Consider the following 26,683-nt stretch of genomic DNA (forward strand, 5'->3'; position numbering starts at 1 on the left):
GCCTCGTGAGCGCCAGCCCGCAAACCCTGTGATCAGAAAAAGGTAAAACCGACCTGGAACAAGCGCTCGATATCGGTAATGTGTTTTTTATTGAGCAGGAACACAATGACATGGTCATTGGCCTGCACGACCAGATCGTCGCGGGCGATAATCACCTCGCTCTCACCGGCCGCATTTTCCCGCACGATGGCGCCAATGTTGGCCCCCTCCGGCAGGTCGATATCTTCCAGCGCACGCCCCACCACTCGTGATGAACGGCTGTCACCGTGCGCCACCAGCTCTATAGCTTCTGCGGCTCCGCGACGAAGTGAGTGCACACTAACCATATCGCCTCGGCGCACATGGGTGAGCAAGCTGCCAATCGTCGTGGTTTGTGGCGAGATGGCGATATCAATGTCGCCACCCTGCACCAGATCCACGTAAGCGGGGTTATTGATAAGCGTCATTACCTTGCGGGCGCCGAGGCGTTTGGCCAGCATGGACGACATGATGTTGGCTTCGTCATCGTTGGTCAGCGCCAGGAAGACATCGGTATCGTCGATATTTTCTTCAATCAGCAAATCCTGATCGGTGCCGCTGCCATGTAGCACAATGGCGCGCTCCAGTTGCTGGGCAAGCGCATGGCAACGGTCTTTGTTGTGTTCAATAACCCGGACGTTGTAGCGACCTTCCAGCTTTTTCGCCAGGCGCAAACCGATGTTGCCACCACCGGCGATAATAATGCGCCGGTAGGCCACTTCCAGCCGACGCAACTCGCCCATGACCGCGCGGATATCAGAGCGGCCAGCGATAAAGAAAACTTCATCATCGGCTTCGATCACCGTCGAACCGGTTGGCATAATGGCGCGATTACGGCGGTAAATAGCCGCAACCCGGGTCTCGACACGGGGCATATGCTGGCGCATGTAACGCAGCTCCTGCCCCACCAGCGGCCCGCCGTGGTAGGCCCGCACCGCTACCAGCTGGGCTTTGCCATCGGCAAAATCCAGCACTTGCAGCGCGCCCGGTTGTTCAATAAGACGGTAGATATAATCGGAAACCAGCTGTTCCGGGCTGATCAGCACATCCACCGGAATCGCGCCCTGATCAAACAAGGCGCGGTTGTTGAGATAAGCGGTGGCGCGAACGCGGGCAATTTTTACCGGGGTGCGAAACAGTGCATTGGCCACTTGGCAGGCGATCATGTTGATCTCGTCGTGGTTGGTCACCGCAATCAGCATATCGGCATCTTCGATACCCGCCTGCACCAATACATCCGGATGCGAACCGGCACCGTGCACCACGCCAATATCGAGACGATCGCGCAGCTCGCGCAGGCGCGATTCATCGGTATCGACAACGGTAATGTCATTGGCTTCGCTGGAGAGGTTCTCTGCCAGACTGCCGCCGACCTGACCGGCACCGAGGATAATAATTTTCATAAGCGATTATCCAACAATCCCTTAAATTCAGGCGGTTTTGGCCGGTTTGCGTAAACGGGCATAGTAAAAACCGTCATGACCTTCCGACTGTGGCAACAATTGCCGGCCACAGGGTTGTTCAAGCCCCCAGGCAACATCAAGGCGATCACACACCACGTCCGGCTGGCGCTGCAAAAACGCCTCGACCACGCGGGTATTTTCGTCCGGCATGATGGAACAGGTGGCATACACCAGCACGCCGTCATCAGCCAACAATGGCCAGAGCGCGTCGAGAATCTTCCCCTGCAGGGCCGCGAGGCGGGCAATGTCATCCGCCGTGCGCAATGCCTTGATATCCGGATGGCGACGAATAATACCGGTGGCAGAACAGGGTGCATCCAGCAGAATGCGGTCAAATAACTGGCCGTCCCACCAGGAATCCGGCTGGCTGGCATCGCCGCATTTCAATGTAGCCTCTACACCCAGGCGTTGCAGGTTTTCGGTAACGCGCTGCAAGCGACGTTCGTCACTATCCAGCGCGGTGACTTCGCCAATGTCCGGTTGCTGCTCAAAGATATGACCGGTTTTGCCGCCGGGCGCCGCGCAGGCGTCGAGCACCCGCAAGCCAGGCTGCAACTGCAACAGCCCCGCCGCCAATTGCGCCGCTTCATCCTGCACACTGATATCGCCGGCTGCAAAACCTGGCAAGGTGCGCGGATCAACCGGCCTCTCAAGCCGGATGCCATCGTCGCTGAAGGGCGTAACAACGGCGGCGATCTCCTGCAACGTCAGGTGGTGCAAGTAGTGGTCGCGGTCAATATGCTGGCGGTTAACCCGCAAGGTAAACGGCGGATGCTGGTCGTTAACTTGCAGAATACTGGCCAGTTGCTGCGGCCAGGCGCGCTGAAATGCGCTCAACAGCCATTCGGGATGGTTGCTTTGGTAATGGTGATCATTGGCAAGACGGGTTTCGAGATCTTCCCTCTCGCGCTGAAAGCGGCGCAATACGCCATTGATCAGGCCGGTTGCCCAGGGCTTTTTAAAGCTGCGCGCCGCTTCCACGGTTTCGCCAATGGCGGCGTGATCGGGAATGCGGGTGTGCATCAGCTGATAAATGCCCAGCAACAGCAGCGCATGCACATCGCTGTCCTTGGCGCGCATCGGCTTTTCCAGCAACAGCCCGGACAAGCGCTGCAACTGCGGATACCAGCGCATACAACCAAAGCAAAGCTCTTGCAGCAAGGCGCGATCCGCCTCCCGCACCTGGGATTGCCATACCGGCAATACACTGGATAAAGACCCTTGTTGACGCAGGATGCGACTGATCACCTGGGCTGCGGCAGCTCTTACCTGAACAATCATTGGCCTGGCAACTCCATGGTATCGCCCGCCCGGAAGTAATCACCGTGACCACGCAACAGCTCTTCAACGGTAACAACTTTTTTGCCGGGCAGCTGCACTTCCTCTATCAACAAGGTGTGATCGGCACAGGCAACGCCGATGCCGCGCGAGGAAACTTCTACAATGGTGCCCGGTGAAGATCCGTTCGATGCAGCCAGCACACTGGCCTGAAAAATACGAATCCGCTCGTCCGCTGCACTACCCGCAAGGCGGGCATAAGCAACCGGAACCGGATTAAAAGCGCGAACTTTGCGCGCCAGCACATCCGCTGGCAATCGCCAGTCGAGCAATGCTTCTTCTTTGGATAACTTGGCCGCGTAACAGGACAGGGCATCGTCCTGAACTTCGGCAACAGCTTGCCCCGCTTGTAATTGATCCAGCGCTTCCAGCAACGCCGGGCCACCAAGGGTCAACAAGCGGTCATGCAAGCTGCCGCCGGTGTCTTCTGGCGTAATCGGGCAGGTGCTTTTCACCAGCATGTCGCCGGTATCCAATCCCACATCCATTTGCATGATGGTCACGCCGGTCATGTCATCGCCCGCTTCAATAGCGCGCTGGATCGGCGCCGCGCCGCGCCAGCGAGGCAACAGCGAAGCATGCACATTGATGCAACCCAAACGGGGAATGCTCAGTACCGCGGCGGGCAGTAACAAGCCGTAAGCCACCACTACCATAATGTCTGCCTGCAAGGCAGCAAGCTCGGCCTGGGCTTCGGCAGATTTCAGGGAGAGGGGTTGGTACACCGGAATGTTATGGGTGGCCGCCAGTTGTTTAACCGGGCTTGCCATCAGTTTTTTGCCACGGCCGGCCGGCCGATCCGGCTGGGAATACACGGCAATCACCTGATGACGACTGTCGAGCAATTGCTGCAAATGATGCGCGGCGAACCCCGGGGTTCCGGCAAATACAATTCGCAGCCCATCGGTCGGTAATGAATGGGTCATGAAAAACCTTGAATATAAAAGGAAAAAGCCTGATCGGGTGTCGATCAGGCTTGGGAGCGATGCTGCTTTTCGAGTTTTTTACGAATCCGGTCGCGCTTTACCGGAGACACATAATCAACGAATAATTTGCCATTGAGGTGATCCAGCTCGTGTTGAATACACACCGCCAGCAAACCATCCGGCTCAAGGGTAAACGGCTCACCATTGCGATCCAGCGCATTGACCTGGATTCGTTTGGGGCGCGTTACCGTTTCGTAAAAACCGGGCACTGACAGACAACCTTCGTCGTATTCGTTCAGCTCGTCGTCCAGCACGGTAATTTCGGGGTTGATAAACACCAGCGGTTGCGACTTGTCTTCGCTGACATCAATAACCACCAGACGCTGGTGTACATTAATCTGCGTTGCCGCCAGACCAACACCGGGAGCGTCGTACATGGTTTCGAACATATCGTCGATTAACTGACGCAATTTATCGTCAACCACGGCGACAGGTTTTGCCTGGGTACGCAAACGTGGATCGGGAAATTCAAGTATCTCTAATATCGCCATAGCTTGTGACAAACTCTGGTAAAAAGGTAATAACCGCTGCTAACATGATGATCACACAGGAATTACAACGCGGATCTGGAACCGATACGGACATAATGGGGCATTATAACGTATTTACGCCATCTGCATCTCACCAGGTCGAATAACAACAGGATCGGTTGCCATGAAAAAATTGCTGTTCACTGTACTTGCAGTGTGCATGTTCAGCCTGCTCAGTTGGGCAGATCAGGGACTGCTAAAAAGTGGGCACCCTGAAGAGTACACCGTAAAAAAAGGTGACACCCTCTGGGATATCTCCAATACCTTCCTGAATACCCCGTGGAAATGGCCGGAAATCTGGCATGTTAATCCGCAAATTGAAAACCCCCACCTGATTTATCCTGGCGATGTGATTCGCCTTATTTATGTGGACGGCACACCGCGGCTTACCCTTGAGCGCACGGTAAAACTGGCACCGGGCGATTCAAAACTCAGCCCCAGCGTGCGCGTATTGCCCAACGATGAAGCCATTACTGCCATTCCTCTTGATCGCATCGACAGCTTTTTGTCCCGCAGCCGTATCGTAGCGCCCGGTGAACTGGAAGCCGCGCCTTATATTCTGGCCGGCGCAGAAAAACGCCTGGTGACCGGTGCCGGTGACCGCGCTTACGTTAAAGGGAATCTGGAAGAAGAGTCCAACTACGGGGTATTCCGTAAGGGCGATATTCTGCGCGACCCGATCACCAAAGAGGTTCTCGGTGTACACGCCCTGAGCGTGGGCATGGTCGGTGTGCGCTCCCAGCAGGACGACATCGCCACCGTTACCGTGGTTCGTACCAGTGAAGAAATTCGCCTTGGCGACCGCCTGCTGCGCAGCGAAGACCGCGCCGTCGACTCCACCTTTTACCCCAACGCCCCGGAAAATGATGTCGACGGTCTGATTCTGGCGGTAGAAGGCGGCGTCACCCAGATCGGCAAGATGAACGTGGTGATTCTTAACCGCGGTGATCGCGAAGGCCTGGCGGTCGGTAACGTGCTGGCCATCTACAAACAAGGCGAGCTGGTACGCGACCGGGTAACCGGCAAAAACGTGCAGCTGCCCGATGAGCGCGCCGGTCTGTTAATGGTTTTCCGCACCTTTGAAAAAATGAGTTTTGGCCTGGTACTGGAAGCGGACCGTCCGCTGTCTACAAACGACAAAATTCGCAACCCGTAATTTCCGCCAACCGGCCTCACGGATTGAGGCCGACAGCAACACAAGGACGCGTGTATGCTCTCTCACCCCAAAGCCATCCGTATTCTGCAACGCCTGCCGCAACTGGGTATTTCCCGTTTCTGGCAGTTGATGAACCGCTTTCCCTCTGCCATTGACGTGTTGCATCGCCCCGTGGCTGAACTGGCCAGCGTGATGAAACCGGCCACCCTCGATGCCTTGACGATATGGCAACAGCAACCGGACCTGCATCCGCTCAGTCGGCAAATTGATCTGGAAGATGAGTGGCTGGCGCAACAGGCGGATTGCCACCTCATCGCCTTTGACGACCCGCGCTACCCCGCCCTGTTAAAAGAAATCTCCCGACCACCACCGCTGCTGTATGTGAGAGGAAACCCGGACTGCCTTGCGCTGCCCCAGCTGGCTATTGTCGGCAGCCGCACGCCGAGCCCGACCGGCGCGGACAACGCGTTGCAGTTCGCCCGCTTTTTGGCTGGCAATGGTTTTGTTATTACCAGCGGGCTGGCCAAAGGCATCGATGGCCAGGCACATTCGGGGGCGGTGAGCGTCAACGCTCAAACCATCGCCGTGCTGGGCACGGGCATCGATCGTGTTTATCCCTTGCAACATCGTTCACTGGCCACACAAATTCTTGCCAACGGCGGCGCTCTGATCAGCGAATTTCCCCCCGGCACCAAGGCCGAGGCAAGTCATTTCCCCCAGCGAAATCGCATTATCAGTGGCATGAGCCAGGGCACGCTGGTGGTGGAAGCCGCAGTCAAAAGCGGCTCATTGATTACCGCCCGCATGGCGCTGGAGCAGAACCGCGAAGTGTTCGCTATTCCGGGTTCCATTCACAACCCGCTCGCCCGAGGCTGCCACCAACTGATCCGCGAAGGCGCCACGCTGGTGGAAAGCGCAGCGGATATTGTTGAACAACTGGGCGGTTTACTGGCCTGGCACCAGCAACAGAGCATCCCTGCCGATGCGCTGCCGGACATTTCCCCCTTCCAGCAACAAGTGCTGGAGCAAATGGGCTTTGATCCGGTAGATATGGACTTGTTAATAGAGCGGCTGGATTGCGATATCGGCACCCTGGGCGCAACCCTGATAGAGCTGCAATTGCAGCAGCGGGTTGCCGAAACGCGGGACGGTTTTTACCGGTTGAAGTAAAGCGGGAGCCGGTCAGGCATCAGCCCGACCCGGTTAACGTTCCGACCTGGTTAACTTTCCGACCCGCTTAATTTTAAGAGTGCAGCATCAAGCGAAAGCGCGCCGGGGTTGCTCAGCGTCCCGCCGGGTCATCAAAGCCGACAAGCGCACATCCGCCCCCAATACATAGAGCAGCTGACCGTTAACATCCCTCACCGGTGCAGACAGGGTGAAACAAAAAGCATCCGTGGCAGACGAACGATACACCGGCGTCATCACCGGTTCGCCGCTGCGAATCACCCCGGAAAACCACTCTCTGGACGACCAGTTGCGCCCCCTGGCCGATTGTTGATCCACCAGCTGTATATCGGCGGCGGGGATATTTTCGGAAACCTGCACACCGTCACGCCCCACCAGATACAACAGCTCGAAGCGGTGATCGCGCTGCAAGGTCTGGCGCATCACCTGCTCGGCGCCGGCCAAAGACGCATCACCGGCCAGACGGTGCGTCAATTGCACCACCGCCGCGTGTACATCGCGATGCACTTCCAGTTGAAAACTGCCCAACCCTTCCAGCAAGCGATCACCTTCGCTGCGCACCCGCTGACTTTGTTGGTGTACCTGTCCCGCCTTGTCGATCAGGCCATCGGCCACCTGCGCAATGGTATGCACATCGCTATTGACCGTTTTTACCGCCGTGCCGATTTGCGACATGCCGGTGGCCATGGACGCCACCCGCTGATCCAGTTCGTCCATGGCCTGACGGGCATCGGCCAGCCCCTGATTAACGCCCGTCATACCCTGCTGCCCGGCTTGCACGGCATGGTGCATTTCACTGCCGGCATCGCCCAATCGGCTCATACTGTCGCGAAAAGCATCGATAATGCTACTAACCTGCTCGGTCGCTTCCGTGGTATGCCCCGCCAGCCGCCGCACCTCATCGGCCACTACCGCAAAACCGCGACCGTGATTACCGGCGCGCGCCGCTTCGATGGCCGCGTTCAAAGCCAGCAAGTTGGTTTGGCGGGAAATATTGCCAATCAGGCCAATCACCTGGGTCACTTCTTCCAGTCGCTGGCCCAGCAAATGGATTTCATTGGCCAGTAATTGCTCGCTGTGATGGATGCTATTTACTTGCTGCAATACCTGCGCGCTGTTGCTTTCACCTTCCCGCAAGCGCCCGGCGACATGACTGGCCAGCTCACTGAGATGCACAGCGCCCGGCACCAGCTCGGCGTCCAGCGTCGCGCTGATTTCTTCGCTGGCACTGGCAATCAGGCTGGCAGATTGTGCCAATGCCTGCCCCTGTTGTTCGGTGTCGCGGGCAATGGCTTCAAGGCGGGGAGCATGGGCGGCAATACCTACCGCCGCCTGTAAACTGACGCCAATCTGCTGTTGCAGCCGCCGGATAAATACATTGAGCCGCTGCGCCAGTGAGGACTCACCGGGCAAGGTTACGGTTAAATCGTTTTGTACCACCAGACGCTCGACCTCGTCTGCCCCTGCTTCTACCCGGCGTTTGAATAACAACATAGCGGCTTCTCCTTATAGTTAAGAGGGATGGAGCAAAGGCGATGCCAGGCAGGAGGAAAAATGCAGGTTTTTCAAGCGGAAGCCTTTTCACGCGAAATAAGGGCTAAATTCGCATAAAAAAGCCAAAAATTCCTGGAAAATGCTCTATTCTCACTACGCATTTATTTCAAAAAAAAGCGTCTCATCAAGGGATTTATGCGACAAACTGGCGCCTGCGCACCAAACAGAAGCAGAGATATCAATTGAGCCCTCTCCCCCGCCAGGATACATTGCCCCCTCTTACGTCATGGCTTCATTTTTATTCTTCGCGTTACAGGACTTCCACATGACCGACTGGTACCGACATCCCCGAATTCAACACGTTGCCCGCGTTATGCGCGGTGGAGGTGTGGTCGCCTACCCGACGGAAGCCGTATGGGGGCTGGGTTGCAACCCCTACGACCAGCAAGCGGTAGAGCGCTTGTTAGCGCTGAAACACCGCCCGGTTCATAAAGGGCTGATTTTGCTGGCCGCCGATATGGCGCAAGTTGCACCCTTTCTGGAAGGCATTGATGACTTGCAACGCCAGCGCCTGAAAAACTCCTGGCCTGGCCCGGTCACCTGGCTGGTGCCCGACAACGGCCTGGCGCCGCCGTGGATTACCGGTCATTTTGATAGCCTGGCAATCCGGGTTACCAACCACCCGATTGCGGCCGCGCTGGCAAAAGCGTTTGATGGCCCCATCGTTTCCACCTCGGCCAACCCGCAAGGGCGTGAACCGGCGAAAGATTTATTAAGCCTGCGCCGTTACTTTCGCACCGAACTTGACGCTATTGCCGCCGGATCGCTGGGTAATCGCAGCAAACCTTCGGAAATTCGCGACCTGGGCACCGGACAGATTGTTCGTCCGGGCTGATCACTTTGCCGCTTTCGCTCACGGAGGAGTAGAATATCGCCCCCGTTGATTAACCGGCACTGCCGCTGACACCCGGCGCGCACATTTCCGGTTCAGGAGAGATCATTGATGTCCCGCTCTACCACCACTGCTCCCGACAAAGAACAGGTCAAAGCTTACCTGCTGGATTTGCAAGACCGTATTTGTCAGGCGCTGGCCGCCGAAGATGGCGCCGCCACCTTTGTTGAAGACAGCTGGCAGCGTGCAGAAGGTGGCGGTGGTCGCTCGCGGGTCTTGACCAACGGCGCGGTTATCGAAAAAGGCGGCGTTAACTTCTCCCATGTCCACGGCACACAAATGCCCGCCTCGGCCACCGCGCACCGACCGGAACTGGCGGGTCGCGCCTTTGAGGCCATGGGCGTTTCGCTGGTGATTCACCCGAACAATCCTTACGTGCCCACCAGCCACGCCAACGTGCGCTTTTTTATCGCCGAAAAAGAAGGCGCTGAACCTGTGTGGTGGTTTGGCGGCGGTTACGACCTTACGCCCTATTACGGCAACGAAGAAGACTGCCAGCACTGGCACCAAACGGCGTTCGACGCTTGCCAGCCGTTCGGCGAGGATGTCTATCCACGCTACAAACAGTGGTGCGATGAGTACTTTTTTCTGAAGCACCGCGGCGAAGCACGCGGTGTGGGCGGTCTGTTTTTTGATGATGTGAACGAGGCCGGTTTCGAGCAGAGCTTTGCCTTTATGCGCGCGGTAGGTGACAGCTATGTGCCTGCCTACCAACCGATTGTGGCACGCCGCAAGAACCTCCCCTGGAGCGAGCGCGAGCGTCAGTTCCAGCTTTACCGCCGCGGTCGCTATGTAGAATTCAATCTGGTTTATGACCGGGGTACGTTGTTCGGCTTGCAAACCGGCGGACGAACCGAGTCTATACTCATGTCCCTGCCGCCGCTGGTGCGCTGGGAGTACGATTGGCAGCCGGAAGCAGGATCTCCGGAAGCCGCCCTTTATGATCAGTTTTTACCGCCACGGAACTGGCTCATACAACAATAACGATAAAGCGCACAGCCCCCGGACGGTAACAATAACCGTCCATGCTGCCCGCGTTTTACAGCACGCCGCCCCGCGGGATGGCGTTTTTTCAGCTGATTTTGCACACGGATTTCTTCTTCATGACAGACTTGTACGCCGTTTTTGGTAACCCCATCCATCACAGCAAATCGCCGCACATTCACCGCCATTTCGCCGAACAAACCGGCCAGGACATGCATTACAACCGCCAACTGGTGGCCGAGGATGCCTTCCGGGACACAGCGGCACAATTTTTTGCAGACGGTGGCAAAGGCCTGAACATTACCGTGCCCTTCAAGCTGGAAGCTTTCGCCTTGGCCGACCGCCTGACCGAGCGGGCACAACGAGCGGGTGCGGTTAATACCCTGGCGCGGCAAGCGGATGGTTTGTTACTGGGCGATAACACCGACGGTATTGGCATGGTGCACGATATGCACAATCTCGGCTGGGAACTGCGCGGCAAGCGCATTCTGGTGCTGGGTGCCGGCGGCGCGGTACGCGGTATTTTGCAGCCTTTACTCGAAGAACAACCCGCGTCGGTCACCATTGCCAACCGCACCCGTGAAAAGGCGCAACAACTGGTGATGTCGTTTCAGGACCTCGGCACTCTGCAAGCCTGCAGTTTTCCCGAACTGGCAGGGCAAACTTTTGACGTAGTGATCAACGGCACATCAGCCAGCCTGAACGGCGAATTACCGCCCTTGCCGGCCGGTGTGCTGGCAGAGAACGCGCACTGCTACGACATGATGTATGCCGCAGAGCCGACGGTTTTTCTGCAATGGGCCGAACAACAAGGCGCGGGCAAAACAGCAGACGGGCTGGGCATGCTGGTGGGCCAGGCCGCTGAAGCTTTTTACATCTGGCGGCAAATCCGCCCGGAAGTGGTACCGGTGATTACCGCGATCCGTCGGCAAATGAACGAAAAATCGGCGAAATAACCGCTAAACTACTTTTTTATCACTGGCGGGCAACCAGCGGGTTGCCTTGCAGGCCTCGACAAACCACGCCAAAGCCTTGCCCGTTTCTCCCTTGCGCCATGCCATATACACCGGAATAGCCGGGCGCGGCACCGAGCAGGGCAAAACCACCAGCTGATGCTGCGCCAGCGGATCATCGATCAAATGCCGGGGCAAGAACCCGACGCCGATACCCTGCAACTGAGCCTCAATTTTTGCTCCCATGGTCGCCACGCGTACCGTTTGCCGGCTCTCCAGTAAACCGGAAGAGCGCGACGGTGAGGTCTGTGAAGAATCCGCCACCACCACGGTAGGAAACGCGCGAATGGCGGCGGCATCGACCGGCCCCTTGTGCAGGGTCAGCGGGTGATCCGGGGCGACGGCAAAAACAAATTCCACTTCGCCCATCAGGTGATATTCAAAAATTCCTTTCGGCAACTCGCCGCTGGCGCCCAGCGTCAAATCGCAACGGTCGGAAATCAACGCATCCCAGGCACCGCCCAGCACTTCTTCCGACAGATGCAGTGCCACCTGTTTATCGAGCTGGTTAAACGCCTGCACCAGTTGCCAGAGCGGCTGCCCCGGCAAAATAGTGTCCCGGGCGATGCGCAGGCGGGTTTCCCAGCCGGATTCCAGCTGGCGTACCGCATCCTCAAGCCGGGTAGCGGCTTGCAACAACATCCGCCCCTGCTCTACCAGCAGCTTGCCAGCGACCGTCAGTTGCGCACGCTGCCGGCTGCGGTCAAATAAGGTCACCCCCAGATCGCTCTCCAACTTCTGCACCGTATAGGACAAGGCCGAAGGCACCTTGAAAAGGCTTTCGGCGGCGGCGCCAAAACTGCCTTTGCGATCAATAGCATCCAGAACACGGAGCGCCTCGAGCGTAAGTACCGGATGCAGCATGACTTTTTCCTGTTCAAATTTTTTGAATAAACTTTTCAAAATCTTCCGTTTTTCAATCGCAAATAGCAAGAGTAAAGTGCACCCACTGACACGGCAATGTCCGTCCGGAAAAGTCTGTTACGGCTCACAGCCAGGTTTAACGCAGCCTGCACAGACACAAACTTCCAGTGACGGACCTATTTGATCCTCAACGACGGTACCTACTGATTTCAACGGAGTTTTTATGAGCGCATTAAAAAATTTGATTAACCCAGGTCAACAATGGTCTTCTCTGGCACTGCGCGTACCGCTCGGCATTATCTTTGCCGCCCACGGCGCTCAAAAGCTGTTCGGCTGGTTTGGCGGTTACGGTCTGGAAGGCACCGGTCAATGGATGGCATCGATTGGTTTGGAACCGGGTTATCTGATGGCGCTTGCCGCCGGCTCGGCAGAATTTTTCGGTGGTTTATTCCTGCTGATTGGCCTGCTCACCCGCCCTGCCGCAGCGGTACTGGCAATCACCATGGTGGTAGCCATTTTCAGCACCCACATTAGCAACGGTTTGTTTATGGCCAATAACGGTTATGAGTTTGCGCTGGCATTACTGGCGGGTGTTACGGCGCTGGCACTGTCCGGTGGCGGTCGCCTGAGTGCTGACCAGGCGCTGGTCAAAGCACTGTAAAGCAACAGCTTTTGGCGGGTTGCCCACAGCGCCCGCCGTTTTAATACCCTAAAGGAGATAGTCATGTCCGCCCAATTACCACTGGCTGACAACCGGCATTACACCGCTACCGCCAAGTGGTTGCACTGGTCGATGGCCGCCCTCTGGCTGGCCGCATGGGTACTGGGTGTGCTGGCGGTTTACTGGCGCGATACGCTTAACCCGCACCACGGGCTGACCTTCTGGCACAAGGCCATCGCCAGTACCCTGTTATTTTTGATCGTAATACGTCTGGCCTGGCGCTGGACTCACCCGGTGCCATCGCTACCCGACACCATGAGCGCACAGATGCAGTTACTGGCGCACCGGGGGCACCGCTTGCTGTATGCCGTGGCATTGATTGCCCTGCCGATATCCGGCTGGGCGTGGAGCTCGGTGGCAGACAAGCCGATTATGGTGCTCGGCTGGTTTTCATTACCGCATATTTTGCCTACCTGGCCCGAGGCTTACGACACAGTGAAATGGTTACATATCAGTCTGGCGTGGTTTTGCGGGGCATTGGTTGGCGGACACATTTTAGTCGCATTGAAACATCACTGGCGCGATCGTGATGGTGTGCTGGAAAGCATGCTGCCCCGCCGTCGCCACTAACCGGAGAAGAGCCATGATTACAGTAAGACGCAGTGAAGAACGCGGCAGTGGCCATTTTGACTGGCTCAACAGTCGCCATACGTTTTCTTTTGGCAGTTATTACGATACCCGCTTCATGGGCTTTTCCGCCCTGCGGGTAATCAACGACGATGAAGTTGTGCCGGGCGCCGGGTTTCCTACCCACGGTCACAGCGATATGGAAATTATCAGCTACGTCCTGGAAGGGGAAATTGCCCACCGCGACAGCGAAGGCAACATTGCCCGCTTGCCCGCCGGGGAGTTCCAGCTGATGTCGGCAGGCAGGGGAATCACCCATAGCGAGTTCAATGCCTCGGTTACCGCCCCGCTGAAATTTTTACAAATCTGGATTCAGCCGAATGTGTATGGCCAAACACCCGGCTACCAGCAAAAAGATTTTGGCGAGAACAAAGGGCTGACGCTGGTCATCAGCCCGGATGGCGAAGCCGGCAGCCTGACAATCAAACAGGATGCCAGACTTTACCAGCTGCTGCTGGAGGGCAAGGAGTCAGTGGAATTGCCGGTTGCCAGTGAGCGCCGTGCTTACATTCACGTTATCGAAGGCGAACTGCACCTCGGCAACCATCGCTTGCAGCCAGGAGATGGTGTTGCCATCGAAGATGAAAAAGACGTGCTGACATTAATGGCCAATAACAGCGCCGTTAAAGCCCTGGTATTCGACTTGCCGTAACACCCCGCGCCGCGCTCCTTCACGAGCGCGGCCTTTTCATGCCGACACCATCAAAAAACTCAAAAATTTCCCGCCAATTGCTGTTTCTCCATCCACACTTAAGGGCGCTTGAACCCCCTTAAATAACCGGATGGATGCTGTGAGCGATACTCTCGAACTGGTCAAACAAACCCTGGCACAGGAATTTTCTGATCTTAGCAATGTGGGCGAAATGACCACCGTTATTGTCCGCCTGTCGATAGCAGCCATGTTGGGCGGACTGCTCGGCTGGGAACGGGAACAGCAAGGCAAAGATGCGGGCATTCGTACCCATATGCTGGTGTGTATTGGCGCCGCATTGTTTATTCTCATTCCCCATCAGGCCGGTATTTCCGACGCCGAAATGAGCCGGGTGATTCAGGGCGTGATCGCCGGTATCGGCTTTCTCTGCGCCGGGGCAATTATCAAAGGCAGCGACGAACGGCATGTCACTGGCCTTACCACCGCCGCCGGCATCTGGCTCACCGCGGCCATCGGCGTTGCCGTGGGTCTGGGCCGCGAACTTACTGCTATTTTGTGTACGCTACTCGCCTGGGGCATTCTCAATGTTATCCCCCGTTTCCAGCGCACCCACAAAGAAAACCCGGAAAAATGACACCGCTGTCAAAAGACATTTAAGAAATATAAAGTCGTTTTTAAACAACAAAAAGAAATAAATGGCCCCTTCTTAAAGCCATCTTCCGAGAGCGGATTTTTCAAAAAGACCCTTATAAAATCATGCTTTAGGCGGTAAAACGCCTACTTTGGGTATGGCCAACGCAACACCTTTTTCTTACCTGTCGCACTGATTTGTGGCACGCAAGGAAACTGCCATTCTGTTGACAGCTTTCAGAGCCCTAGCTACGATCATGGCACCGGGAGAAACCGATTACATAATAAATTCCGGTTAATCAATATCGACAACGCTTTGGTCAATTCAATACTGGATGTCACGCCAAAAAATAACGTCTACTAAATAAGGCTCTCTGTACTCATTATTAAGATGAATTTTAAAAATAGCCTCTAATAATTAATTTTTATAATAAGGATTTAGCTATGATCCAGCATAAACATGCACCCGTTTCCCATGGGACACATCACACAAAAACGTTCAAAAAATCCTTGCTGGCACTCTGCATAATGTCGATTGGCATGCCGGTGCTGGCCCAGGAAAGCAACAGCGGCGAAAGTTCGGCGGTGGAGGAAATCGTCGTTACCGGTATGCGCCAATCGCTGCAAAGCGCCCAGGATATCAAGCGTAATGCGGCCACCGTGGTAGAGTCGATTACCGCTAAAGACCTCGGTTCGTTTCCGGACAAATCGGTTGCAGAAGCCTTGCAGCGTATTCCGGGTATTACCGTAAACCGTTTCGCAGCCTCCAGTGACACGACTCACTTCTCCGCCGAACCATCTGGCGTACTGGTTCGAGGCTTGAATCAGGTACGTACCGAATTCAACGGTCGCGACTCATTCAGCGCCAACTCTTCTCGCGGTCTCAGCTGGGGCGATGTGTCTCCGGAATTGATGGCCGGTGTAGATACCTACAAAAATCAGATGGCCGAATTGATCGAAGGCGGTATTGCCGGTACGGTCAATATGCGTACCCGTGTGCCTTTTGATCAGGAAGGTCAGATGACGGCACTTAGCGTCAGCGGCAACTACGGCGATTTGTCAGAGAAGGCCACCCCCGAAGTGTCAGGCCTTTACAGCAATCGCTGGGATACCGGCATCGGTGAGGTCGGCTTCCTCGCCAACCTGGCCTATTCAGAAGTACAAACCCGCTCCGAGGGTAACCAGGTAGGCCGGATGAACCGCTTCCGTAATACCTATGACGATGGAGGCGCAGAGCTGAAATACATACCTGCCAACTTCACCTTCCTGGACAACCTCTATGAGCGTGAACGTCTGGGTGGCTCGCTGGCCTTCCAGTGGCAAGATCCCAACGAAGAATTTACTGCAACGCTGCAATACAATCGTTCCGAGTATGAAAACAAGTGGCGTGAACGCGGTGTTTCCATCACGGGCGCTGACAATTCCTACGGCCAGAGCGTTTATCACGAAGTTGGCTCAGGTGGTCCTTTTGCTGCTACCGGGGATGATCCTTTCGTTTTCACTCCCGGCGGCTTGTTCCAAAGTGGCCGACTGACGTTTGATAACGAGTGGGTAGGCAACCCGGCGGAAGAACCGATTAACATACATACCACAGGTATCAACGCTGCAGGAGAACGCTTCCTGAACCCTGATGGCTGTTACAGTTGGAACTGTGATACCTCCGGTCAAGGTGGCAAACTCGGTACATTCGGACGTTCTGCGAACACAAAAAATATGACCCAGGACCTGGGTTTCAACTTCAAATGGGCGCCCACCGATACCATGCGCGCCAATTTTGATCTGCAGTACATAGATTCCACAGTAGAAAACTACGACATTAATGTTGCCTATACCACCTTCGCCAGTGCTTACGCGGATATTTCCAATGGTCGCCCGGTGATCTCGCTTGAAGAATCACCCAACGTTAATTACTCACCCGGTTTCCTGAACAACCCGAACAACTACTTCATTGACCATATTATGGATCACATCGAAGATTCGGAAGGCAATCAGTTCTCAGCCAAAGTTGATTTTGAATTTGATCTGGATGTGCCTTGGGCAGAGTCCATCAAAGCCGGAGCACGTTTCGCTGATCGTGAGCAAATTGTGCGTTGGGGTAACTACAACTGGAACGCGGTAGCACCTACCTGGATGAATTGGGTTCCAAGAGCTGCGTGGGCGAATCTGGATCGTGGCCCTGACACCGAATATGGCAGCGGCTTTAAAGGTTACCCGCAAGGTCATTACGCGGCAGGTAATTTCGGCACCAGTTTCCATAATCTTTCACAATCCGGCTTTGTATTCCCCAATCTGGACCTGTTATCAGATCAGCAGCGTATGGCAAACACCATGGGCGCCGCTGCACTTGGGCTGGCAGGCAATGGCGCTGGTGGTTGGGATCCTATCTGCTCCAATATGGGTGCACGAGGCAGCGAAGTTCCAGGAACCTGTTACACCCCCGCTGAAATCGCCGACGTTGTGGAAGAAACAACGGCCTTCTACGTACAGCTGAACTTTGGCGGTTCAGATGCAGAAGTATTTGGCATGAACTACTCCGGTAATATTGGCGTGCGCTACGTTGAAACCGATCTGACCAGTAGCGGTGGTATTTCCTTGCCGGTCGCCTTTACTTCAGACCAGTTGGAGTGCCGTGAACAATCCCGTCCGCCGGAAATTCCGGCAGGCCAACCTTACGTACCTCGCTCCGTGGGTTGCTACATATCAGCGGATGAAATTGCATTTGCAAATGCTGCAGCCCCGATATCCAGTGCCAAAGTCAATTACGACAACTGGCTACCGAGCTTCAACCTGAAACTGGAACCGGTTGAAGGTGTTGTCGTTCGCTATGCCTGGTCAACCGCCATGGCGCGCCCTGATATGGGTAACCTGAGAAATTATGTTTCTGTGTCCAAGGCTACTCCTGACTCCAATGATCCAAACGATTCTCTGTGGATTAAAGATTCCAACGGTGAAATTACCGGTGCCCAGGTTTATTACTCAGGTAATGCGCACAACCCTTACCTGAAACCTATTGAAGCCAAACAACAGGATTTGTCACTGGAATACTACTGGTCTGCCGTTGGTTCGGTATCGGCCACCATTTTTGAGAAAAACTTCGACAACTACATCCAGTCCGGTGTGTATAACCGCGAATTTACCAACAATGGTGTAACCCGCACTGCCGAAATCAGTGGACCGGTGAATGGTGATGGCGCGAAATTGCAGGGCTTCGAACTTGCGTTCCAAACCTTCTTCGACTTCCTTCCAGCGCCATGGGACGGTTTTGGTGTTCAAGCCAACTACACCTACATTGACAACAAAGGTATTACCAATACCAACATCAATAACAATGCTCCAGGCGGTGCGGGCACAGATACTGACGGCCAGGCACCGGATTACATTCAGGTCAATGCACTGGAGGGTCTGTCCAAAGACTCCTACAACATTATCGGTATGTATGAGAAAGGTGACGTAGCATTGCGTGTGGCTTACAGCTGGCGCTCTGAATACATGGTAACCGCTCGCGATTGCTGCGTTGTTTACCCGGTTTGGAACGAAGCTCAAGGGCATCTTGATGCGTCCATTCGGTATAACATCACTGACAATATCGAACTCAGCCTCCAGGGTAGCAACCTGCTGAATACAACCACCAAGTTGAGACAACAAGTAACTGACGCGGATGATGGCGCCTTGAAGTTACCAAACTCCTGGTTCCAGAACGACCGTCGCTTTACGCTGGGTGTTCGCTTCCAGTATTGATAGTCGCGTAAAAAATAAAATAGCCACAGAAGATCGTGGCTATTTTTTTGCCCATAAAAAAGGGGCGCTGCTGCGCCCCAAGGTTTCGCCCGTTAATCGTTACTGCAATTCAATTTCATAAATACTGGTCGTACCGCTCACTTCATTACCCACAATCAACAGCGGTTTGCCATTGGGCGAATCGGCGGCTGCAACAAAAACCAATCCTTCCGGCCCCAGGTCACCTGCTTCGGCCAATACACTGCCCGGGTCAGCGGCGGTCCAATTTTCACGGGTATTCAAGTAATCCTGAAACACCGGTGCTTGTGGATTGCTGATGTCGTAGACCATGACACCGCCCATGCGCTCCAGACCGATAAAGGCAAACGTTTTTTCACCCAACTTACCCAGCGCTACACCTTCAGGCTCCGGGCCTTTGTTGTCGCTGCGGTTATCGAAGCTGTTACCTTCTTCATGGTTGCTATTAAAGAAATTTACGCAGGGTAAATCGCGCGCGGCTTTTAATTTGCAGTCGGCGCTTGTTAAAAATTGTTCAAACTGATCACCGGAATCCCATACCAGTTCACCGTCTTCACTCCAGATCGCGAAAGAGCGTGCGCCGTAAGAATACAGTGCGTCGTACATCAAACGGTCACCGGCAGGGTCAGCGACACCTTTGTCATTAAACATAACCGGTTGATGGTTTGCGTCGGTGCGGTAACCCAGCGTCCAGGTAATATTCAAACGGCCCAGCAAATTATCTTCACGGCATTCTTTCGGGTCACCGGCAACAGCGCCACAGTAGTGGAATACGTCCGGATTTAACAAAGCACCGGCAGCCAGCTCACGCAATTGCGGTGGCAAATCATCACCGGCGCGACGGTCGAAACCGCTTTTATGTACCAGATGTTTTACGCGGAACTCTTCTACGAAACCTTGTGTGGCATCGCCCTTCCAGTAAGCGTCATTGTCTTCACCCCAGGCGCGGGCATCACCTTCGTTGGCGCTGACCAGCCAGGTTTTTCCTTGCGCTTCATACGCCGCAATCGCATCCGGCATATACAAACCGCGCACACCAGGCCAGGCTTTTACCTCGGCTTTTTTATCGGTGTCGGTGGGGTCAAAACCTTGACCGGCAAGACCGTGGTCTTTGTAACCCATCGGATAAATATCGGTTACGGTTGCCGTGGCAATATCAATTTTTGCAAAGGCGTTATTTTCCTGTAATGCAGCCCATGCCGTTTTACTGTCTGCAGAAACCGCAATATATTCCGGTTCAAAGTCTTGCGCTGCGCTGGCACCAGGGCCAAAAATTCGCACGCCTTTCGCACGCAACTCCGCTTCCTTGCCATTGAAAGCATGGAAATTTGCAGTGCGCACTACCGGAGCAGTCAGGTTGGTAACATCAATAACGCTGATAGAACCTTCCGGATCAATGCGATAGTCATCACTCGGCTCACCTTCATTGGCAACCAGTAATGTTTTTCCATCCGGTGTGAAAGTGAGCATATCGGGTAAGGCACCCACCGCAACATGACTCAAATAACCCAGATCAGACGCTTTATACAGAGCAACAAAACCATTATCAGTTTTTACCGCTGCTTCAACCGCGATAGCGATGATGCCATTGTGCACCGCGACACTGTTCACCACCGCACCGGCAGCAATGGAGTGCGCGTTGATCGAGCTGATTTTTACCGGCGTTTCCGGGCTGGTCAGATCCAGCACATCCAGTTCACCCGCCTGGGCATTCACGACAAAAGCGCGTTTGCTGGCCGGGTCAAAGGCCGGAATTTCTGCCGCACTTTTGCCAAATACATTGGTGTTGTAGCGGCCAATAAAAGACAGCGAGATAGCATCCGGGGTAACCACGGCAACACTTGAACTGGACGAAGAGCTGCTGGAAACCTGCGAAGACGCCACCGATGAAGATGAGGACGATGCGTTGTTGCGGTTATTGTCATTGCCACCGCACGCAATCAGTGTGGTGGCCAAACTGCCCACAACGAGCAAAGGGTAAATAGATTTCATGTAAGCCGCTCTCCACTTTTTTGATCACAAAAGTGTAAAGAGCGGATGTGACAAATTTGTGATAGCGGCGAAAGGATTCTTTGAAAAAGTGCGCGCCCGGTATCAGGGCTCGACAATATCTACATTCAGCGTTACCAATGAACCGGCGAGACTGGCTTGCAATTGATCGCCCGGCGTAACCGGACCAACCCCGGCCGGTGTACCGGTGAAAATAAGATCGCCGGGTTGCAAGCGGATATAACGGGACACTTCAGCAATCAATTCCGCCACCGGCCAAATCATCTGCCGCCAATCACCTTGCTGAACAATGCTGCCATTGCGCAATAATTGTAATTCGCCGGTTTGTTGCAAGTCCTCATAGCTGCCGCGTTGAATCGCCGAGCAAGGTGCCGAGCCATCAAACCCTTTTGCCAGCTCCCAGGGGCGGCCCTGTTGTTTTGCCTGCTGTTGCACATCGCGGCAGGTCATGTCCAGGCCGACGGCAAAGCCACTCACCGCTGCTTTTGCCTGAGCCAGGGTTAATTGATAGCCGCCTTCACCAATGGCAATAACCAACTCCAGTTCATGATGTACATCTTTTGAAAACCAGGGATATTTGAAAGGCTCACCCGGCGGCAATAGTGCAGACTGCGGTTTGAAGAAAAAGAAAGGCGCTTCGCGATCCGGGTTATGCCCCATTTCACGGGCATGATCTGCATAATTTCTGCCGATACAAATAATTTTTTCAACAGAAAATATTTCTGTGCTGTTAACCACGGGCAGAAAACATGCCACTGCTATACCTCCATTCCATCATTAGTTTTTCGTATCACGATGATTAAAATATTAACCGCCGGATGAAAAAAAGCCCACCGGTCATAAACGGGTGGGCTTGTCAGGCGGTAAATATTATTAATTCACGCGCACAGATTGCGGGTTAGTTAAAATATCCAGCATGTTATTGGTCCAGCGATCCATCAATCGTGAAAAATAACGGGCATTGGTAATACGGTCTGCTTTTTCACGAATCATACCGGCACTGTTAAAGGTTTCACGGTGATCGATAAACTGGGCCAGCGGCTGTCCGGTTTTGGCGTCCACCAACAATACATTAAAGGTGGCGTTGCCCGCTTCGTGAATGTATTGATCCATACGACCATGGAAGCTCAGGTCGGGGGCATAAATATTCAGGGATTCCAGCGCAGGGCGTACCACGACATCCGCCTCGCCAGCGCTACTCACCACCTGGTAGTTGCCTTTTTTCTCAAAGCCTTCGCTGAGGGATTTATCCAGCAACTTGCCATAGTCACGGGTCAGTCTTTCGAGATCACGCTCGCTGTAATCGCCGCGGCGATCGCGCAGCCAATAGTCGCTGAAAGTTACTGTGGCCGGTTCAAGAAAAACGCGGGTAAATTGCGGTACCTGTGCGTTGGTACCCAACAACACCCGATCAAACGAACGGTTGTGTTGAATTTCAACAAGCGAAGAGTTCGCGTTGGGATGCGGTTTTACATTGGCACAGGCGACCAGCGTCAAGGCGAGAAATGCAGCGCCGATATGACAGAGCATTCTACTGAAGTGATGCGTTAATACGTTGGGTAATAACATGACAGAGCTCCTGAAGAGTTACGAGCAACCAGGTCAATCATACTAAAGCACCAGCTTATGACTCGCCTGACGGATTAACCAGTTAAAAAGTGTAGCTTCAACTGCCGGTTTTAACCTGGCAAGTCGATCGTTCCGAGAAAAAATTGTTTGCGGCCGTGGCTTTTAGCCTGGCACATGGCGTTATCTGCCTGTTTGATCAAGGTCTCTACCGAACGTTCATCGTTGTTGCATAAAATAATGCCAACGCTGGCGGTAAGGTGGCAGGGCGAACCGCGCAACATAAAATCGAGGTCAAACAGCTCCAGCATTTTTATCGCAATACGCAGCGCATGCTCTTTTGCCTCTTGCAGATCTGCCCCGAGAAATTCGGCAACTACCATAAATTCATCGCCACCGAAGCGCCCGAGGGTATCGCTTTCACGCAGGCAGGCCGACAAGCGCTGCGCAACCTGTTGCAAGAGCGCGTCACCGTTGTCATACCCGTAGTTATCATTGATGTATTTGAAGTTATCCAGATCCAGAAAAAATACACCGCAAAATTGGTGATGCCGTGAACAACCGGCCAACGCGTGCTTTAGCCTGTCAGACAACAAACGGCGGTTGGGTAACTGCGTCAGAGGGTCATTAAAAGCCAGCTGCCGCATGACGTCTTCAGCGCGACGGCGTTCGGTAATATCGCGTGAGGTTCCCTGCGCCGCGGTGTAGTTGCCTTCGTTATCGAAAAAAATCCGCACGGCGACTTCGGTCCAGACAATCCGCTGCAAACTGTCGAGCATGGGCAGATCAACCGTCAAATCCTTGTAGGCTTCAATATCGCCCCGCTTCGCTGCTGCTACCAAATGCGAAATAATAGCGCGGGTGCGCTCTACTTCACCGTGATGAATCACGCTCTCCAGTTTTTGACCGAGCAGCGTTTCTGCATCAAAACCCAGTAATTTTTTAACCGATGGACTGACGTAGCTGAAACAGGTTTTGATATCCAGCGTCCATATCCAGTCACTCATGTTGCGCGTCAACAACACCACCTGCTTTTCCTGTTCAAGCAGCTGGTCGGATACGCGCACCAGATCCTGGCGCAAACGCCGGTTGGCCACCAATAGCCAACCGCTAATAGCTACCAGCACAGTGCCCAACAATAACGGCATCAACCACGAGAATGAAAAATACGCGGGCCGGGCATGCAGCCACTTTTGCGCCATGATAGCGATTTCGCCCGGGCCAAGGCTGGCAATGGCCTGGTTTACTTTTATCAGTAATTCGGTATTACCTTTGGCAACGGCGGCGTGCACCGTTTGTTGATACAACACCCCCAACACCCGAAAACGGTGCATGCCATGGTGTTGTTGCAGGTAATAAGTGGCACCGGGATAATCCGATACGAATGCCTGAATTTCACCACGCAAGGCACCCTGCACCAGTTGTTCTTTTCCGGAATAAAAACGCAGGGTGATGTTCGGATAACGGTTGCGCATAAACTCCGCTTCATGACCATCCACTACCACGCCCACTTCAAGGTCATGCAGATCGGTCACATCCAGCCAGTGACGATACGCCAGGCTGTCGCGCACAAACAGCGTGGTGCGCAGGTAAAAAAGAGGCAAGGAAAAATCGAACGAGGCCTGACGTTCGTCAGAGCGAAACATGCCCGCGTGAATAATGCTATCCGAGTTGCGCACCTGCTCCAGCGATTGCTGCCACTCCACAAGTTGAAGATCCAGCGGCTGATGGGTTTGCTCGGCAATCCGCCGCCACAAATCCACCAGCAACCCTTCAGGCTCACCTTTTTTATTGGTAAATGCCAGTGGTGCCCAGGAGTGATTTTGCACCACCTGCCAGGTAAAGGGATCCGCTGCCTGCTGCTCGGAGGGAAGGGTTTGTTGGGCACCAGCGTAACCGCACCAGAGCGCCAGAAAAACCGTAATGACGCGAATCAACCTTATGCACATGGTTCGTTATTTATCGCCCGCTGCCTGGAGGTTTTGATCCTGCAGATAAGTATTTTTCAAGTTGACGTAGTTCTGCGCCGAGTAGCTGAAGAAAGCGCGCTCACTGTCTTTTAATGGCCGCGCCTGGCGCACCGGCGAGCCCACATATAAATAACCGCTTTCCAGACGCTTGCCCGGAGGCACCAGCGAGCCGGCACCAATCACTACCTCATCTTCTACCACTACGCCATCCAGCACCGTGGAACCCATGCCCACCAGCACCCGGTTGCCAATGGTGCAACCGTGCAGGTTGACCGAGTGACCGACGGTAACATCATCGCCAATGATCAGCGGAAAACCATTCGGGTTAAAAGGACCGGCGTGGGTGATATGCAACACCGCACCATCCTGAATACTGGTGCGTGCACCGATATGAATGTGGTGCATGTCGCCGCGAATAACCGCCAGCGGCCAGACCGAACAATCGTCGCCCAATATTACCTGCCCGATCACCACCGCCGAGTCATCAATAAACACCCGTTCGCCGGTTTGGGGTACATGTCCCTGCCAGGAACGCACTGCTGTTTTCACACTCATAGCTGACCTCATAAAATATGGGTGTATCATACGGGAAAGATCATCACCCGTGGTTTGCTACCTGCGCCGGCCGGTACTTTTTCTGCTTGTATCAGAGCGACATTTTTCGCTTGCCAGCGGTACCGGGGCCACTTACTTTCAGAGGTTGTTCATGTCCAATCCGCTCCTTGAAAATCACACCCTGCCGCCTTTCTCGCGCATTCAACCGGAACACATTGAACCGGCAGTCAGCCAACTCATCAGCGAAGGGCGCGAGCACCTGGAGAATTTGCTGCAACAGCTGCAAACACCGGATTGGGAGCATTTAGTAGCACCACTGGAAGCCGCTGGCGATCGCCTCGACCAAGCCTGGTCGCCGATCAGCCATCTCAATGCGGTTGCCAACAATGATGCGCTGCGTGATGCCTACAACGCCAGCCTTGAACTGCTCACCGAATACGGCACCTGGTACAGCCAGCACACAGGTTTATACGAAGCCTACACCCGCCTTGCCGAAAGCCCGGCATTTGCCTCGCTGCCGCAGGCCAAACAACAAACCATCAATAATGCCCTGCGCGATTTCCGTCTCGGGGGCGTAGCGCTGGAGGGGGACAAAAAGGCCCGTTTTGGCGAAATTCAGCAGCGCCTGTCGCAGCTCTCTACCCGTTTTTCCAACAACGTGCTGGACGCAACCCAGGCCTGGTTCAAACACATGACTGATGTCAGTGAACTGGCCGGCCTGCCGGAGTCTGCCCTCGCCCAGGCAGCGCAAACCGCGACTCGCAAACAACTGGATGGCTACGTCATTACACTGGACTTCCCTTCCTACCTGGCGGTGATGATGTACGCCGAAAACCGGGATCTGCGCAAAGCGGTTTACACCGCTTACGTTACCCGCGCCTCTGCCGATGGCAAAAAAGCTGATGGCAGCAGCGCTGCCGAATGGGACAACAGCCCGTTGATTACGGAAATTCTGGCGCTTCGTCACGAGCTGGCCAGCCTGCTCGGTTTTGCCCATTACGCCGAACGCTCACTGGCCAGCAAAATGGCCGACTCGGTCGATCAGGTCACCGGTTTTCTCCATGAGCTGGCTGCCAAATCACGACCGCTGGCCGAGCGTGATCTGGCCGAGCTGAAAGCCTTCGCCCGCGAGCAGGGTTATGACGAGGTGCAGGCCTGGGACATCACCTGGCTGAGCGAAAAACTGCGCGAACAAAAGTACGCGGTATCTGATGAAGCGCTGCGCCCTTACTTCCCCGCAGAACGCGCCATTGCCGGTATGTTTGAGGTGGTAAAGCGCCTGTTCAACATCGACATTCGTCAGCAACCGGACGTTGATGTATGGCATGACGATGTGCGTTATTACACCATCTATGAACAGGGTAAAGCGGTTGCCGGCTTTTACCTGGATTTGTTTGCCCGTGAGCATAAACGCGGCGGAGCCTGGATGGCGGATTGCCGGGTACGTCGTCAAACGCCTGAAGGCGTGCAGCTCCCGGTGGCTTTCCTGACTTGCAACTTTACGCCGCCGGTTGGCGATACACCGTCACTGCTGACTCACGACGAAGTCACTACCCTGTTCCATGAATTCGGCCACGGCCTGCACCATATGCTGACCCGCATCGACGTAGCCGCGGTAAGTGGTATTAACGGCGTGGCCTGGGACGCGGTGGAACTGCCCAGCCAGTTTATGGAAAACTGGTGCTGGCAGCCGGAAGCGATTCCGTTAATTTCCGGCCACTATCAAACCGGTGAACCGCTGCCACAAGCGTTGCTGGATAAAATGCTGGCTGCAAAAAATTTCCAGTCCGGCTTGCAGATGGTACGCCAGCTGGAATTCTCGCTATTCGATATGCTGTTACACATCGGCTACAACCCGGCCGCCCCGGTGGACCCGCAAGCGGTGCTGGATGCGGTGCGTAAAGAAGTTGCCGTGATACCGGCGCCGGAATTCAATCGCTTCCAGAACAGTTTCAGCCATATTTTTGCCGGTGGCTACGCAGCCGGCTACTACAGCTACAAATGGGCAGAAGTGCTCTCGGCAGATGCCTTTTCACGCTTCGAGGAAGAAGGCATCTTTAATGCGGAAACCGGCAGAGGATTTCTTGAAAATATTCTGCAACAGGGCGGCAGCCGCGCACCGATGGAGTTATTTGTAGCCTTCCGTGGGCGCGAACCGGCAATTGATGCGCTGCTGCGTCACAGCGGCCTGACAACCGAGGCGGCCTGAT

The 26,683-nt window shown here is 54.6% G+C and carries 22 protein-coding genes; 11 read left to right on the top strand and 11 right to left on the bottom strand.

Annotated elements, in window-relative coordinates; all coding sequences use genetic code 11:
• Nucleotides 1-32: 32 nt before the first annotated feature.
• Genes trkA through def form a run of 4 tightly spaced genes read right to left on the bottom strand, consistent with a single transcriptional unit; the run spans nt 33 to nt 4,296 of the window.
• Nucleotides 33-1,421, bottom strand: a complete 1,389-nt coding sequence (gene trkA, locus C4F51_RS00155) for a Trk system potassium transporter TrkA (protein ID WP_193906051.1) — start codon at nt 1,419-1,421, stop codon at nt 33-35.
• Between the two features lie 27 nt (nt 1,422-1,448).
• Nucleotides 1,449-2,759: a 16S rRNA (cytosine(967)-C(5))-methyltransferase RsmB gene (gene rsmB / locus C4F51_RS00160; RefSeq protein WP_407926927.1), complete on the bottom strand. Its 1,311-nt coding sequence runs from the start codon at nt 2,757-2,759 to the stop codon at nt 1,449-1,451.
• Nucleotides 2,759-3,745, bottom strand: a complete 987-nt coding sequence (gene fmt, locus C4F51_RS00165; RefSeq protein ID WP_193906055.1) for a methionyl-tRNA formyltransferase — start codon at nt 3,743-3,745, stop codon at nt 2,759-2,761. Before fmt ends, rsmB begins: the two co-directional genes overlap by 1 nt.
• A gap of 44 nt (nt 3,746-3,789) precedes the next feature.
• Entirely contained in the window at nt 3,790-4,296 is a 507-nt protein-coding gene (gene def, locus C4F51_RS00170) for a peptide deformylase (protein WP_193906057.1), read from the bottom strand.
• 163 nt (nt 4,297-4,459) lie between these two features.
• On the opposite strand from def, the gene C4F51_RS00175 reads away from it, so the two are divergent.
• Together C4F51_RS00175 and dprA are read left to right on the top strand one after the other, a co-directional pair.
• Entirely contained in the window at nt 4,460-5,491 is a 1,032-nt protein-coding gene (locus C4F51_RS00175) for a LysM peptidoglycan-binding domain-containing protein (RefSeq protein WP_193906059.1), read from the top strand.
• Between the two features lie 54 nt (nt 5,492-5,545).
• Entirely contained in the window at nt 5,546-6,661 is a 1,116-nt protein-coding gene (gene dprA, locus C4F51_RS00180) for a DNA-processing protein DprA (RefSeq protein ID WP_193906061.1), read from the top strand.
• A gap of 87 nt (nt 6,662-6,748) precedes the next feature.
• On the opposite strand, the gene C4F51_RS00185 is transcribed toward dprA, so the two are convergent.
• Entirely contained in the window at nt 6,749-8,173 is a 1,425-nt protein-coding gene (locus tag C4F51_RS00185) for a methyl-accepting chemotaxis protein (RefSeq protein ID WP_193906063.1), read from the bottom strand.
• 325 nt (nt 8,174-8,498) lie between these two features.
• Here C4F51_RS00185 and C4F51_RS00190 point away from each other — a divergent pair, with 325 nt between their 5' ends.
• The 3 genes from C4F51_RS00190 to aroE all read left to right on the top strand — a co-directional run bounded on the left by C4F51_RS00190 (nt 8,499) and on the right by aroE (nt 11,065).
• Nucleotides 8,499-9,068, top strand: coding sequence for an L-threonylcarbamoyladenylate synthase (locus tag C4F51_RS00190; protein ID WP_193906065.1), 570 nt, complete (start codon nt 8,499-8,501; stop codon nt 9,066-9,068).
• Between the two features lie 108 nt (nt 9,069-9,176).
• The gene (hemF, locus tag C4F51_RS00195) at nt 9,177-10,109 is read left to right on the top strand and encodes an oxygen-dependent coproporphyrinogen oxidase (RefSeq protein ID WP_193906068.1); all 933 of its coding nucleotides are present in this window, start codon (nt 9,177-9,179) and stop codon (nt 10,107-10,109) included.
• 119 nt (nt 10,110-10,228) lie between these two features.
• Nucleotides 10,229-11,065, top strand: coding sequence for a shikimate dehydrogenase (gene aroE, locus C4F51_RS00200; protein WP_193906070.1), 837 nt, complete (start codon nt 10,229-10,231; stop codon nt 11,063-11,065).
• 3 nt (nt 11,066-11,068) lie between these two features.
• Here the strand turns inward: aroE and C4F51_RS00205 are convergent, their stop codons facing one another.
• Nucleotides 11,069-11,986, bottom strand: a complete 918-nt coding sequence (locus C4F51_RS00205) for a LysR family transcriptional regulator (RefSeq protein WP_235992241.1) — start codon at nt 11,984-11,986, stop codon at nt 11,069-11,071.
• Nucleotides 11,987-12,209: 223 nt separating this feature from the next.
• Between C4F51_RS00205 and C4F51_RS00210 the strand changes: the two genes are divergently transcribed.
• From C4F51_RS00210 to C4F51_RS00230, 5 genes are all read left to right on the top strand, one after another.
• Nucleotides 12,210-12,647, top strand: coding sequence for a DoxX family protein (locus C4F51_RS00210; protein WP_193906072.1), 438 nt, complete (start codon nt 12,210-12,212; stop codon nt 12,645-12,647).
• 63 nt (nt 12,648-12,710) lie between these two features.
• Entirely contained in the window at nt 12,711-13,277 is a 567-nt protein-coding gene (locus tag C4F51_RS00215) for a cytochrome b (protein ID WP_193906074.1), read from the top strand.
• Nucleotides 13,278-13,290: 13 nt separating this feature from the next.
• A complete protein-coding gene (locus C4F51_RS00220) occupies nt 13,291-13,986 on the top strand; it encodes a pirin family protein (RefSeq protein WP_193906076.1) in 696 nt (231 codons plus the stop codon).
• Between the two features lie 139 nt (nt 13,987-14,125).
• On the top strand, nt 14,126-14,620 hold the full coding sequence (locus C4F51_RS00225; RefSeq protein ID WP_328701275.1) for an MgtC/SapB family protein: 495 nt from the start codon (nt 14,126-14,128) through the stop codon (nt 14,618-14,620).
• A gap of 524 nt (nt 14,621-15,144) precedes the next feature.
• A complete protein-coding gene (locus C4F51_RS00230; protein ID WP_193906080.1) occupies nt 15,145-18,354 on the top strand; it encodes a TonB-dependent receptor in 3,210 nt (1,069 codons plus the stop codon).
• Nucleotides 18,355-18,453: 99 nt separating this feature from the next.
• Here the strand turns inward: C4F51_RS00230 and C4F51_RS00235 are convergent, their stop codons facing one another.
• The 5 genes from C4F51_RS00235 to C4F51_RS00255 all read right to left on the bottom strand — a co-directional run bounded on the left by C4F51_RS00235 (nt 18,454) and on the right by C4F51_RS00255 (nt 24,473).
• Nucleotides 18,454-20,364, bottom strand: a complete 1,911-nt coding sequence (locus C4F51_RS00235; RefSeq protein ID WP_193906082.1) for a choice-of-anchor I family protein — start codon at nt 20,362-20,364, stop codon at nt 18,454-18,456.
• 102 nt (nt 20,365-20,466) lie between these two features.
• Nucleotides 20,467-21,138, bottom strand: coding sequence for a fumarylacetoacetate hydrolase family protein (locus C4F51_RS00240; RefSeq protein WP_328701276.1), 672 nt, complete (start codon nt 21,136-21,138; stop codon nt 20,467-20,469).
• A 117-nt stretch (nt 21,139-21,255) separates the two neighbouring features.
• A complete protein-coding gene (locus C4F51_RS00245; protein WP_193906084.1) occupies nt 21,256-21,951 on the bottom strand; it encodes a DUF3313 family protein in 696 nt (231 codons plus the stop codon).
• Nucleotides 21,952-22,061: 110 nt separating this feature from the next.
• Entirely contained in the window at nt 22,062-23,897 is a 1,836-nt protein-coding gene (locus tag C4F51_RS00250; protein WP_193906093.1) for a diguanylate cyclase domain-containing protein, read from the bottom strand.
• Between the two features lie 6 nt (nt 23,898-23,903).
• The gene (locus C4F51_RS00255) at nt 23,904-24,473 is read right to left on the bottom strand and encodes a gamma carbonic anhydrase family protein (RefSeq protein WP_235992242.1); all 570 of its coding nucleotides are present in this window, start codon (nt 24,471-24,473) and stop codon (nt 23,904-23,906) included.
• 151 nt (nt 24,474-24,624) lie between these two features.
• Between C4F51_RS00255 and prlC the strand changes: the two genes are divergently transcribed.
• Nucleotides 24,625-26,682: an oligopeptidase A gene (gene prlC / locus C4F51_RS00260; protein WP_193906094.1), complete on the top strand. Its 2,058-nt coding sequence runs from the start codon at nt 24,625-24,627 to the stop codon at nt 26,680-26,682.
• Nucleotide 26,683 lies beyond the last annotated feature (1 nt).

This window comes from Cellvibrio polysaccharolyticus, assembly GCF_015182315.1.
In the GTDB taxonomy this organism is placed as follows: Bacteria; Pseudomonadota; Gammaproteobacteria; order Pseudomonadales; family Cellvibrionaceae; genus Cellvibrio; species Cellvibrio polysaccharolyticus.